At 40.4% G+C, this 13,287-nt stretch carries 13 protein-coding genes and 1 other RNA gene; 2 read left to right on the top strand and 12 right to left on the bottom strand.

Annotated features, from left to right (window positions below; translation table 11 throughout):
* Positions 1–210 precede the first annotated feature (210 nt).
* The 9 genes from UFB30_RS14995 to secG form a co-directional block, all read right to left on the bottom strand.
* Entirely contained in the window at positions 211–999 is a 789-nt protein-coding gene (locus tag UFB30_RS14995; RefSeq protein ID WP_322422511.1) for a hypothetical protein, read from the bottom strand.
* Between the two features lie 288 nt (positions 1,000–1,287).
* A complete protein-coding gene (locus UFB30_RS14990) occupies positions 1,288–2,361 on the bottom strand; it encodes a hypothetical protein (RefSeq protein ID WP_322422510.1) in 1,074 nt (357 codons plus the stop codon).
* Positions 2,362–2,940: 579 nt separating this feature from the next.
* Complete coding sequence (locus UFB30_RS14985; RefSeq protein WP_322422509.1) at positions 2,941–3,117, bottom strand: tyrosine-type recombinase/integrase; 177 nt, start codon at positions 3,115–3,117, stop codon at positions 2,941–2,943.
* A gap of 23 nt (positions 3,118–3,140) precedes the next feature.
* Entirely contained in the window at positions 3,141–3,917 is a 777-nt protein-coding gene (locus UFB30_RS14980) for a tyrosine-type recombinase/integrase (RefSeq protein ID WP_322422508.1), read from the bottom strand.
* A 148-nt stretch (positions 3,918–4,065) separates the two neighbouring features.
* Positions 4,066–4,423, bottom strand: a transfer-messenger RNA (tmRNA) gene (gene ssrA / locus UFB30_RS14975).
* A 126-nt stretch (positions 4,424–4,549) separates the two neighbouring features.
* On the bottom strand, positions 4,550–5,014 hold the full coding sequence (smpB, locus tag UFB30_RS14970; protein ID WP_041123156.1) for an SsrA-binding protein SmpB: 465 nt from the start codon (positions 5,012–5,014) through the stop codon (positions 4,550–4,552).
* A gap of 51 nt (positions 5,015–5,065) precedes the next feature.
* Complete coding sequence (rnr, locus tag UFB30_RS14965) at positions 5,066–7,393, bottom strand: ribonuclease R (RefSeq protein WP_322422507.1); 2,328 nt, start codon at positions 7,391–7,393, stop codon at positions 5,066–5,068.
* A gap of 24 nt (positions 7,394–7,417) precedes the next feature.
* Positions 7,418–8,170: an alpha/beta hydrolase gene (locus UFB30_RS14960; RefSeq protein ID WP_322422506.1), complete on the bottom strand. Its 753-nt coding sequence runs from the start codon at positions 8,168–8,170 to the stop codon at positions 7,418–7,420.
* A 559-nt stretch (positions 8,171–8,729) separates the two neighbouring features.
* Positions 8,730–8,963: a preprotein translocase subunit SecG gene (gene secG / locus UFB30_RS14955; protein ID WP_322422505.1), complete on the bottom strand. Its 234-nt coding sequence runs from the start codon at positions 8,961–8,963 to the stop codon at positions 8,730–8,732.
* Positions 8,964–9,129: 166 nt separating this feature from the next.
* Here secG and UFB30_RS14950 point away from each other — a divergent pair, with 166 nt between their 5' ends.
* Positions 9,130–10,083, top strand: a complete 954-nt coding sequence (locus tag UFB30_RS14950) for an ATP-binding cassette domain-containing protein (protein ID WP_322422504.1) — start codon at positions 9,130–9,132, stop codon at positions 10,081–10,083.
* The gene (locus UFB30_RS14945; RefSeq protein WP_322422503.1) at positions 10,076–10,867 is read left to right on the top strand and encodes an ABC transporter permease; all 792 of its coding nucleotides are present in this window, start codon (positions 10,076–10,078) and stop codon (positions 10,865–10,867) included. The genes UFB30_RS14950 and UFB30_RS14945 overlap by 8 nt, the downstream gene beginning before the upstream one ends.
* Before the next feature lie 41 nt (positions 10,868–10,908).
* On the opposite strand, the gene UFB30_RS14940 is transcribed toward UFB30_RS14945, so the two are convergent.
* The 3 genes from UFB30_RS14940 to eno form a co-directional block, all read right to left on the bottom strand.
* The gene (locus UFB30_RS14940) at positions 10,909–11,058 is read right to left on the bottom strand and encodes a DUF1540 domain-containing protein (protein ID WP_322422502.1); all 150 of its coding nucleotides are present in this window, start codon (positions 11,056–11,058) and stop codon (positions 10,909–10,911) included.
* Between the two features lie 249 nt (positions 11,059–11,307).
* Entirely contained in the window at positions 11,308–11,745 is a 438-nt protein-coding gene (locus UFB30_RS14935) for a cell wall hydrolase (protein ID WP_322422501.1), read from the bottom strand.
* Between the two features lie 174 nt (positions 11,746–11,919).
* A complete protein-coding gene (gene eno / locus UFB30_RS14930) occupies positions 11,920–13,212 on the bottom strand; it encodes a phosphopyruvate hydratase (protein ID WP_322422500.1) in 1,293 nt (430 codons plus the stop codon).
* Positions 13,213–13,287 lie beyond the last annotated feature (75 nt).

Genomic DNA, 13,287 nt, shown 5'->3' with positions numbered 1-13,287 from the left:
TTTCACTTTTCTTATGGTCATTATCCTTAGCCTTCACTCATAGATCTCAAAAAAATAAATTTATATTGTGGTCAGTACTTTCAGTTATATCACTAATTTTATGGATCATTTTTGCGAATTACATAATTTAAATAAAATTAAATACGCCTTAAGAATGTTAAATTTAACATTCTTAAGGCGTATGTCTTATTTGAGTGGACTTTTATTTCATTAGTATATACGTTGAGATACGAATGTAATACCTGTTCTGCTGGAATCGTGTACAGTGTTTGCAATTGGATTTGTTCTTGCACTGTCTGAGTAAACATATCGGAAAGTCCTAGTAACTTGTGTAATTTGTCCGTAATTCTTTTTATAAGTTACATATTTGTAATAAACTCTCTCACTCCAGAAAGCATAAGTCAGTCCAGCTACCCTTGTAACCCATTGATCTACTTTTCTCTTCAAAATAGTAGATATAGTAATAGCTATTACTCCTACTAGCCATTGTGCAGGTTTGTTACTTCCATATGATGTACTAGAATATACAAAATCCTGATCAGCTTGTGTAGTGAAATTATCACTGTTTGAGACTGATAATGCATCAATAGGATTGTAAATAGTTTCTACTTCTTCAGAATTAACTTCTAACTCTGAAATTATCCCCTCTTGATTCTCTTGAACTATTACTTCTTTACTTTCATCGAAAGATGATTTTAAAGTATCAACTACTTCGTATTCTCCAGTAATTTCATCTTCTTTATAAACCTTAGAAGTTACTGAATTATCATCATGAAATGTTTCTTCAATTAAGTAATTAACTCCATCCAATGTATATGTGTACTTCAAAAATTCGTCTGTTTGTTCAATCCACTTCATGTTGGAAGGAGTATTCTCATTATCATTAACTAAAATGTGGTTGGCGGGACTAACTTCATTTTTCTTCGAAGCTGATGTAGAAGATGAAAATCCAATGAACATCAAGTTTACGCACAAAAGAGTAACAAGTAGTTTTTTCAAATAAACAACCTCCAAATTTTTGATTTGAATTAGAAAAAGCCACTGAAACTAATCAGTGACTTTCTTTTATTATGTGTAAATGCTGAAAGGCAAGGTCAAGAGCCTGCTGCCTAAAAAGGGAAAATCACCCTTTTCAGTTGTCGGTTGAGAGCAAGCTCTCACCCCATTAACTAATAGGTTCAGGGACAAAAACCGCCTTCAGCAATTAATGTTCATAGTTATGTATTTAGAAAATGATACTTTATAAAGTATAATATAAGATTATATTTTTTATCACTTTTTATAGTATCATTTTTTCATTTTTACTTTTATGTCATCTGGAAACGGACTAATCACAATTCCTTTGATTTTATCGAATCCCTCTAAGTATTCATCTTGTACTCTTATATATTCTATTCTATCTTTATCAACACTGAAGCCATATTCAGTTTTTGCTTTTTTATGCCTACTGAAAGCAGATTCTGAAATTCTTTTCTCTATGCTTTCTGACATTTCAATGTGTTTAGTAATTCTTTCGTCATTATTCAAAATTAAATCTTCGATTTCATTGCATACATTTTTTATTTCATCATAATTCAACACTATTCTAAAGGCTTTATAACATTCAACAATTTTATTTGACTCATCTTCTTTTAGTTTCTTTTCAACTTCAAAATAAAACTTTTTATCAAAACCTGAAGCATATATCTGACTTTCTTTAGTAAACCCCAACCCAATTAATACTTGACGGTGAACTTTCATCAAATATTGACTTTCTTTTCTTGTAGCTGGTCTAGCTGAAAAGTCTCCTAATTGTTTAACCATGAAAACTTTCTCTGTTGTAATTAAAAATCTTTTCTCTAAGTTGGCTAATCCACGTTCAATAAAGTTCTTTAGAGAATTGTGAGTTTTTGCGAAAAACTCATTGATGATTTTCAATTTTACTTCTGTTATTTTTGCCAGTGCTTTCTGATTATGTCTACTTATCGAGTAATTTCCATTTACAGCGTGTATTCCCTCTAACAATTTGCCAACTGTATAATAACTCACCTCGTTATAAGAAGAGGCGAACAAATCAAGAAGAAGAATTTCTGTTAATTCATAATCAAATCTACCGTTTCTCTTGTTATCTGGATTATCTGATTTTCTTTTATCAACTTTAGGCTGAACTTCATCAAATATTTTATTAACTATAAACCTCTGTGTACCTTTTATTTTCTCCACATTTGCATATCTGTTAATCTCCAAAAGGTGATAATCTCTAGACTTTTTACATTTTTTCTTCTCGACTTCTAGCAGATCACAAAGCACTTTATAATTCTTAACCTCTTGTCCAACTTCTAATTTTTCATTAACTGTTTCCATTGTAATTGATTGATTCAATATGTATTCTCCTTATCCCTATGTTTAATAGGATTTATTTTATATTCTTTCAGTGATTCTTGTAAAACTTCATCAATATAAACTGTGTGAATTTCTTCATTGTTGCTGAATAAATGTTGATATTGAACGGGACATAACTCAACTCAATATATGAACACAGTTAAATTATAAAACACCGATACTTTCACCTAAATAAGTCCTCCTTTCAATAATCTTTTTGTTAAAGTCTTACATTACTATTATAGCATTTTTCTCCTTTTTTGATTAAAATATAGTTGACTTTTTTAAGAATTTATGATTTTGAAATATAATTAACTTATAAAACAATTGATCGCTCAAAAAACTCGACCACTAATGAAAAGAAATGCACTTTACTTCCTTTTCAATAAAATAAACACGGATTTACAAGCTCAGCGTTTTAATTAGATTTAATACTAATACACCTCTGTCACAACATTACTGCTCAGATACAAAAATACATTGTCTGGTGATGTAATTTACCGTGATTAATTGATAATATTTCACTGAAAAGAAAACACGCCAAAGGTTTTGCCTTGAGCGTGTTTGTAGATAAATTTATTAAATGTATGCTCTCAGATTAGTAACCACTTCCTCCACACTCAAATCAAGATATTGTGTTGTAACTGATAAATCTGAATGTCCCAAAGCTTTACTAATTAAGGCAACACTTGCTCCTTTACTTAACAAATTTTTAGCATATGCTCTTCTGATGGCATGAGCATTTATATTTTTCAATTTATATTTCTTTGAATACTTGTTCAACTGTTTTGAAATCGCGCAATTAGAGGATTTGGTTTTGAAATAGGCAAACCATTTTGAGTTATAAAGACAAACGAATGTTCAATATCGTAATAACCTTTAATTCCGGAGCTAACATCAATCAAAGCTCTTAACATGTCTAATAATTGATCATCAATTGGTAATTTTAATTGATTATGGCTTTTTAAGATAGATCCATCTAATAGTAAGCATTTATTTTTATAATCAATATGCTTAGCTTCTAAAAGACCTAATGTTTTTATTCTAATACCTGTTTTTAACAATGTTAATATCGCTACACTATCTCGAAAGCCTATAAAAGATGACTTATCAATTAATGATAAAAGTTTCTCTATATCGCTTATGTCAGCTCCCTTCTTAAATTCTTTGTCGATTTTTATCTTAATCCCGCTCCAAAAACGTTCTTTTAAAAAGCCATTGTTGAAGAACCTGCTTAGAAGAGCTTTAATTGACTTTAACCTTATTAGTTTTGTTTGAGGTGAGACTTCTATACTGCCAAGATAATCGTAAATAACATTTTGGTTAAGTTCTTTTGTATACTTGATTTTAGAGAATTTAACCATTTGTTGAAATGCATATTCATAAGTTTGAATAGTTCTGTCCCTAATGCCCTCTACTTTCATTTGTTTATAGATAGCTTTAAGAGCTTCATCAATTAGCTGATCTGTGGATTTAGCACTTTCGTTAATGGTTAAAAGTAGGTCTGTAGATTTCTCTTTCACTGCAAAAACACCGTGTTTTCTATTTCTTTCCATAAAACCGCTCCTTAAATTTATTTAAGGAGTTGAACCAGAGTTCGCAACCCACATAAAAAAACAGGGATATCACAGGAGAGTTCATCTCCCGTTCAATATCCCTGTTGCTTATAAACCTATATATATCAGTATTTCCACCGTTTTAATTTGGTGGAGACGGTGGGAGTCGAACCCACGTCCAGAAACTTCAATACTTAAGCTTCTACGAGCGTAGTCAGCCTATTCGCATTTCACCGTAACTTATGCCAACTGACAGGCGTCCGAACGGCTATCCTGATTAGTCTCTTCAGGCTGCTTCAGGTGGCAGCAGACTGCGTATCCCACTATAAGTGAACCTCAGGCAGGTCTACATGGGCGATAGACAAGTGAGGCCTCAAGTGCTTATTAGGCAGCTAGAGCGTAATCTTGTTTGTTGTTAACTATTTTTGTTGACGTTGATGACGGAGACGATCCCTCCGACTCGCAACTCAAGCTCGAACCATTCCTGTCGAATCCGTAACGTCCCCATGATAAGGATGAATCAGGCGTTAGCCTGGTTCAGTACGGGATCCGGAAATCAATCCGGTTGTCCTGCCGCTGTTAACGGCATAATCAATTATAACATAGTACCGTCTTTTTTCAACTGGAATGCTTTACCGCTGGCGTTCTTTCAGTGCACGTGCCACTTCACGCTTCGCATCCTTCTTCTTCAGCGTCTCGCGCTTATCATATTTCTTTTTACCTTTACCAAGACCAATCAGCACTTTCGCATAGCCGTCTTTAATATACAGCTTCAGCGGAACGATTGAATAGCCCTGCTGTTTCGTTAAGCCTATTAACTTATTAATCTGTTGTTTATGCAAAAGCAGCTTTCTCTCACGCAGCGGATCGTGATTATAACGGTTACCTTCCTCATAAGGACTGATATGTGCATTATTTAAAAACACTTCGCCATTACTGATTCGCGCAAATGAATCCTTCAGGTTCACACGGCCCCTGCGGATTGATTTGATTTCAGTTCCCTGAAGCACAATGCCTGCTTCAAACGTTTCTTCTATAAAATAGTCGTGACGCGCTTTTTTATTTTGCGCGAGTAATTTACCTTCTCCTTTAGGCATGAGTATAACCTCCCCAATAAAAGGCGGCAGGGTCAAAGCTGACCCCACACCTTACTTTCTCTTCTTCTTTTTATTCTTATTTTTCGGAGCACCTTTATAAAATTTCTTCTTATCTCCCTTGCCGCCGTCATCACGTTTACGCTTTTTCTTACGGTTCCGTCCGGTGTCTTTATCACGGTCACGTCCCCGGCCGCGGCTGTCAACGACACGTGCAGTTTCTCTGCGGACTCTTGGCGTGCCTTTCATACCGACAATTTCAAAATCAATTGCGCGCTCGTCTTTATTGACGTTTACAACACAGATTGAGATTTCATCACCGATTCTGAAAACATTTCCTGTACGTTCCCCAATCATCGCCATATGACGCTCATCAAAGCGGTAGTAGTCATCTGTCATATAGCTGACGTGTACAAGACCTTCGATTGTATTGGACAATTCCACAAATATACCGAAGTTCGTTACGGAAGAAATGACGCCGTCAAATTCTTCACCAATCTTGTCCATCATATATTCAGCTTTTTTCAGCTCGTCTGTTTCACGCTCAGCATCCACTGCGCGTCTCTCACGTCCTGATGTGTGAGCAGCAATTTCAGGGAGCTGTTCAGCCCAGCGCTTCTGCGTCTTTTCATCCACCTTTTTATTTATCAGATACGTTCTGATTAAACGGTGGACAATCAGATCAGGATAACGTCTGATCGGTGAGGTGAAATGTGTATAAAAGTCAGTCGCGAGTCCAAAGTGACCCAGACTGTTTTCATCATATTTCGCCTGCTGCATGGAACGCAGCATCATCGTTGAAATCACCATTTCTTCAGGTGTTCCCTGAATATCATCAATGATTTCCTGCAGCGCTCTTGGATGCACTTCATTGCCTGTTCCTTTTACCGTAATACCGAAGTTCGTAATGAACTCGAAGAAGCGCTCCAGCTTTTCAGCCTTTGGATCCTCGTGAATACGGTAAATAAACGGCAGGTTCATCCAGTGGAAATGCTCAGCGACTGTTTCGTTTGCCGCAAGCATAAATTCTTCAATCAGCTTTTCACCGACAGAGCGCTCACGGATTCCGATTTCAGTCGGGTTTCCGTCTTCATCCACCAGTACTTTTGCTTCTTTAAAATCAAAGTCAATCGCACCGCGGCCAAAACGTTTCCCGCGCAGAATTGCCGCAAGCTTTTCCATCTCACGGAACATTGGTACGAGCGGTTCATACTTTTCAATCAGCGCTTCGTCTTCATCAACGAGAATCTTATTCACATCTGAATACGTCATTCGCTCATTTGTCCGGATCACACTCTGGAAAATGTCGTGTTTAATGACGCCGCCGTTTTGATCAATCTCCATTTCACATGAGAGCGTCAGGCGGTCCACTTTCGGATTCAGTGAGCAGATCCCATTTGACAGACGGTGCGGAATCATTGGAATTACACGGTCTACAAGGTAGACACTGGTCCCGCGCTCATAAGCTTCCTCGTCAATTGGCGAGCCTTCCGTTACATAATGACTGACGTCCGCAATATGAACGCCAAGCTTATAGTTTCCGTTATCCAGTCTTGTGAGTGAAATCGCATCATCCAGATCCTTTGCATCCGCTCCGTCAATCGTAACTGTAGTGACGTCACGCAGATCACGGCGGTCTTTCAGATCTGCCGGATCAATCTCATCAGGTACGTCATTCGCCTGCTGAATCACTTCATCAGGAAATTCAATTGTAATGCCGTGCTTATGAATAATTGATAAAATATCCACACCAGGATCATTTTTATGACCGAGAATCTGGATCACTTCACCTTCAGCACTATTACGGCCATCCGGATAAGCTGTGATTTCAACAATGACTTTATGACCTTCCACTGCACCTTTGCTCGCATTTTTCGGAACAAAAATATCGCTGGTCATTTTCTTATCATCCGGCATCACAAATCCGAAGTTTTTACTTTCTGTATACGTACCGACAACCTGCTTCGTCCCGCGCTCAAGAATACGGACAACTGTACCTTCTTCACGGTCTCCTCTTGATTCACGTGATACACGGACCATTACTTTGTCTCCGTGCATGGCGTGTGCAGATTCATTCGGCGGAATAAAGATATCATTTCTGCCCGGCTCATCCGGAATCAGAAACGCAAATCCTTTCGCGTGCCCTGACAGCGTGCCGCGTACCAGGTTCATCTTTTCAGGAAGTCCGTAACGGTTACTTCTCGTTCTGACGATCTCACCTTTTTCCTCTAAAATCACAAGGGATTTTACAAGGTCCTTGAAATCTGCAGAATCATGAATCCCGAACGATTCCTCCAGTTCCTGCACAGTCAGCGGTTTATAGGCTTCCTCCCGCATAAACGTGAGCAGTCTGTCTTTCATTTTCATCACCGATTCTTCCATCAGCGATCCCTCCATTTTCAGCTGTTATTTTTCAACTGACCAGTCAAGGGAATCAAGAAATGCCAGCACATCCTCATGCAGCTGTTCCTTCTCTTTATCAAGCGTAATCACGTGGCCTGACTCCTCATACCATTTCAGCTTCTTCTGATCAGTTTCAATGCCTTCAAAGATAATATTTGCTGAATCTGTATTAATCATGTGATCATGTCTTCCCTGCACAACAAAAGTTGGCGTATAGATCATGTCAACAGAATTTCTCACATCACCAATCAGTTCCTGAAGTGCCTTCAGCGTGTTCATTGGTGTCTTTTCAAATTCCTTCATTTCAGCTTCAATCTGATCTTCATCTTTTTTCTCATATTTCTTAAATTCGCGGGCGTACTCTAAAACTCCTTTGTACATCACTTCTTCACTCTTAATGTACATCGGCGCACACATTGTCACGATACCCTTTACAGGAGCAGTGTAACCTAACTTCAGTGAAAATACACCACCAAGTGAAAGCCCTGCAACGGCAATCTCCTCATAGCCCAGATTCTTCAGGTGCTCATAGCCTGCTTCAACATCCTTCCACCAGTCCTCAGGTCCAGTCTCAACTAGCTCCTCAGGCGGCACACCATGCCCTTTATAGTGAGGCGCATGTGATGTATATCCGTTCTTCTCTAAAAAGCGGCCAAGCATTCTGACGTCAGAAGAATTACCTGTAAACCCGTGTAGTAATAATACTGCACGCTTCCCGCCTTCAAATGTAAATGGTTTTGGTAAATTTAATTTCATCATTTGTCACTCCAATTGCAATTTCGTCTCGTTCTATTTTAGTAGAAAACGCGGTGGAAAGCTATTTGTGCGCATTGTGGGTGTGGCACTCAGCGGCCGGTCCGGTTGAATGACGTATGCCGGCTATCGACGTAGCAATACACCCTAATTGAGTGACATATCATGCCGGTCGACGTAGCGACACACCCGGGTTGAGTGCTGTATAGTCTATGCTGACTGCAGTGACACTGTTGTTGAGTACACAATAGCTTTCAATGACTGCAGTAACATTTAACTTTGACATCACCATTATGATCATTGACCGGTTGGAAGGTCATTTTAATATGCTCTTCAATTATAAAGAGTAATCACAGTCGAGCGAAGCGGAAGGGGGCGACTCCGGGACGATTAGTTGTAAGCTGAGACCCCGCAGTGCGAAGCGCGAGGAGGCTCAGCAAAAACCGTCCGGAAAGCGTCCCCCTTAAGCGCAGCGAGACGATTCATCTCACCGCATAGAATATAACCATTCCCTTTAAAAAGAAATAATAAAAACCCGACCATCCGATCGGGTTTTGAGCATTTATTTTAGCACAAAGGCAACTGAAATCGTCAAAACGAAAAACAGTACCGAGAGAACGATAGTAATACGGTTTAAAACAAGGTCAATCCCACGTGCTTTCTGCTTGCCGAAAAGCTGCTCAGCTCCACCTGAAATGGCGCCTGAAAGACCAGAACTTTTACCTGACTGCAGAAGAACCACGACGATCAACGAGATACATACAATGACTAATAGGACAGTTAATAATGTTTCCATGTGTTCCACCTCCTGAACCGACCTTACACTCGTTTCATTTTATCATACGCCCATAAGGCATACAATCTTTGTTTTCGACAATATTTAAAAACACTCAAATTTGTCAGAAAACTGATTTAGGCATAGAATAAAATCAAAACTGACACACCTGTCGGGAGGTTAGATGATGAACGGTACAATCCATGTTGAGAATATTGAAAAGACATTTAAAGGCGATGTTAAAGCTGTAAGAGGCGTATCTTTTGATGTGGCTGAAGGTGAGTTTTTTGCGTTTTTAGGTCCTAACGGAGCGGGCAAATCCACGACGGTCCAGCTGCTCACTACACTTTTAAAGCCGACAGCAGGAAAGCTTGAAGTCGCAGGATATGATGTCAGTAAAGATCCTGAGAAAGTCAGGCTGTCAATTGGTGTTGCTCTGCAGGAAACCGGCATTGATCCTGATTTAAAAGGACGGGAGCTGCTTGAGTTCCAGGCAAGACTGTTCGGTTTTTCAAAAAAAGAAGCGAAGAAGCGGGCTGAAGAACTGCTTGAGCTCGTCGGACTGACTGACGATGCTGACCGTCTGAGCGGAAAGTATTCAGGAGGGATGAGAAGAAGGCTCGACCTTGCGATGACACTTGTCCACCAGCCGAAAATTCTGTTTCTTGATGAGCCGACAACCGGCCTTGACCCTGCTAACCGGAAGGCAATCTGGCGTGAAATCAAACGCCTGAATAAAGAAGAAGGCACGACGATTTTTCTGACAACACAATACCTAGAAGAAGCGGACCAGCTGGCTGACCGCATTTCCATTATTAATAAGGGGCAGATTGTGGCAACCGGTACACCTGCTGAACTGAAACGGACACTTGGTCTTGATGCAATTGTCCTTCAATTTGAAGAAGAGGAAGAAGCAATCAGTGCTCATGAGGCAGTTGCTTCCCCTGAGTATCAAACGGAGCGCGTGAAAAACGATGTGACAATCCTTGCTGAAAATGGCACATCTATATTAGCGGATGTGATCAGAAAGCTTGATGAACGGAACCTGCATCCTGCACAGCTTAATGTAAAGCCCCCTTCTCTTGATGATGTATTTATCCAGGTGACAAATGAACAGAAGGATGGTGGGCTGAATGAATAAGCAGCAGGGTAACTTTTTCTCAGATACACTTGTTATGACAAAACGGAGTATTGTGACGATCCTTAGAAACCCGCTGATTTTTATACCGAACCTAGCAATCAGTATGTTTTTTCTATTTGTATATGAAGCGGGGCTGAGCGGTATCGCGAACCTGCCTGCATTTGAAGGAGCAAACTACCTGGCATTTATCCTTCCTGTATCCATTGTTTCTGCAGCAATCGGCGGAGCCGGTGGTGCCGGGCAGGCGCTCGTGAAGGATCTGGATAATGGATTTTTCTCCAGGCTGCTTTTGACACCAAGTTCGCGGCTCGCGATTGTACTTGGACCGATTATTGCCGGTATGCTTCAGCTTGTGATTCAGGCAGGACTCATTATTTGTGTGGGCTTTATTTTAGGACTGGAGGTTGCCGGCGGTGCAATGGGAGTAGTTGTCGTCTTATTATTAACACTTGGCTGGGGCCTTGCATTTGCGGGATATTCCGTGGGAGTCGCGCTTCGTGCTAAAAACGCACAGTCAGCGCAGGCAGGAACATTTATCTTCTTCCCGCTGATTTTCCTCAGCACAACCTTTGTGCCTTATGAACTCATTGATGCTGCGTGGTTAAAAGTAGCAGCTTCAATTAACCCGGTTACTTATTTATTTGAAGCCATGCGAACAGTGCTGATTGACGGTTTTACGGATACCTGGCCAATCGTATTAGGGTTCCTGGTAATTGCGGGACTTTGTGCGATTACGATCACCTTCTCGGCTGTATCAGCTAAAAAAGCAGTGAGTACGGATTAATATAGAAAAAGCGGCTGCTTCGCACGGCAGCCGCTTTCTCTTTAAATATGCTCGTATGTCTTGCAGTCTGTTTCCTCACTTGAATCCGCACGGCCTTTATGAGGTGCCACATGAATCTTTTCCGCACCACACCTTGTACCATCCCGGTTGAATTTACAGCTGTTCACTTCGCACATAATGATTTGTTCCATCAAAAGCCCCTCCTTCTTTTAATAACCAAATCTGATGCTGATATTTCATACTTCAATTATATCTGACAGAAATTGATACGCATACTGAATATTCTTTTTATTCAGATAATTATACGTATTAATATTATATCCTGCCTGACCATTTCTAAACGTGGTAAAAAATTATGCTGCAGCTGAGCATATCGGGAAGTAAAAAACCCTCTCTGCCACCAGCGGCAGAGAGGGTTAACATAATGAGCAAGTTCTGGATCATCTATAAACACTCTCACACGTATTAGCCTGAGGTTCATAATAACAATGCTGCTTAAACTGCCCTGAAAATGGCTGATCGTACCACGTCGGAGGGCATGGCGCATAAGGATTGAAGTACCAAAGCGCATATTTAGAAGGATGCTGCCTCCAATTCTTAATGACCTGTCTAGCTAGATCTCTTTCAAGATCCCTTGCCGGACTATAAAATAAATTACCTTTCTGCACAGCTTCAAAAGAATAATTCCCACCCTGAATTTGAAAAATCACATCATTGATCGTTCTGACATCCCTGAAATCCAGACAGTCAGCCACAGCCCGATTCACAATCACATTCCCAACCATCAGCATGCCCAGCTTCCCTTCACCCTCAGCTTCAGCTCTTATCATTCTTGCAATCAGATCAATATCCTTGCTGTTGTGTTTCACTCTTGTCACGTTCTTCACCTCTACATCATTGTATGAAGAATGTGTTTAAAAATGTTCGCTGATACAGGGGGACGGAGGTGAGTGTATCAAAATGGGATATTATGCATAAATGATACCCTTACTCCTTCGCGCTGTATCACAAAAAAATCCCCCCTGCCATTACAGCAGAGAGGATTCATCATATTAGCGTAGGTTGTAGAAAGTTTTAGCGCCAAGGTACTGAGCTGTTGCACCAAGCTGGTCTTCGATACGAAGAAGCTGGTTGTATTTCGCAACGCGGTCAGTACGTGATGGAGCACCAGTCTTAATTTGACCAGCATTTGTAGCAACTGCGATGTCAGCGATTGTTGCATCTTCAGTTTCACCAGAGCGGTGAGAGATAACTGCAGTGTAACCTGCGCGCTTCGCCATTTCGATTGCATCAAATGTTTCAGTCAGTGTACCGATCTGGTTCACTTTGATCAGGATTGAGTTACCAATTCCCTGCTCGATACCGCGAGAAAGCTTTTCAGTATTTGTAACGAACAGATCGTCACCTACAAGCTGAACTTTGTCGCCGATCTTTTCAGTTAACAGCTTGAAGCCATCCCAGTCGTTTTCATCAAGGCCGTCCTCGATTGATACGATTGGATACTTGTCAGCCATTTCAGCATACCAGTTAACCATTTCTTCAGAAGACTTCACAACGCCTTCTCCAGAAAGGTGGTACTTGCCGTCTTCTTTGTTGAAGATTTCAGAAGCAGCTACGTCCATTGCAAGAAGAACCTGTTCTCCTGGCTTGTATCCTGCTTTTTCGATTGCTTCAATAATTGTTGAAAGTGCTTCTTCGTTTGAACCAAGGTTTGGAGCGAATCCTCCTTCATCACCAACAGCAGTGTTAAGACCTTTGTCTTTTAGAACTGATTTTAGTGAATGGAAGATTTCTGCACCCATACGAAGTCCTTCACGGAACGTTTCAGCGCCAACAGGCATTACCATGAATTCCTGGATGTCTACGTTGTTATCAGCGTGCTCTCCACCGTTAAGGATGTTCATCATTGGAACTGGAAGCTGCTTCGCGTTGAATCCGCCAAGGTACTGATAAAGTGGTACATCAAGGTAATCTGCTGCTGCGTGAGCAACGGCCATAGATACACCAAGGATTGCGTTAGCACCAAGCTTACCTTTGTTTTCAGTACCATCAAGCTCGATCATTGCCTGGTCGATTGACACCTGGTCAAGTACTGAATAGCTGTCGATTAGTTCTGGCGCGATTACGTTGTTCACGTTCTCTACTGCCTTAAGAACACCTTTACCTACATAACGGTCTTTGTCACCGTCACGAAGTTCTACTGCTTCATATTCACCTGTTGAAGCACCTGATGGGACAAGTGCACGGCCAAACGCGCCGCTTTCAGTGTAAACTTCAACTTCTACTGTTGGGTTACCGCGTGAATCGATTACTTCACGTGCGTATACATCTACGATAAATGGCATGTTAAAATCTCTCCTCTTTTTAAATGATTTTCGGGATATATTAACTTTAAAATTTTGACCGTTGATTGCCGCTTC

The organism is Jeotgalibacillus haloalkalitolerans (genome assembly GCF_034427455.1).
In the GTDB taxonomy this organism is placed as follows: Bacteria; Bacillota; Bacilli; order Bacillales; family Jeotgalibacillaceae; genus Jeotgalibacillus; species Jeotgalibacillus haloalkalitolerans.
This window is presented reverse-complemented; position numbering and strand designations above follow the sequence as displayed.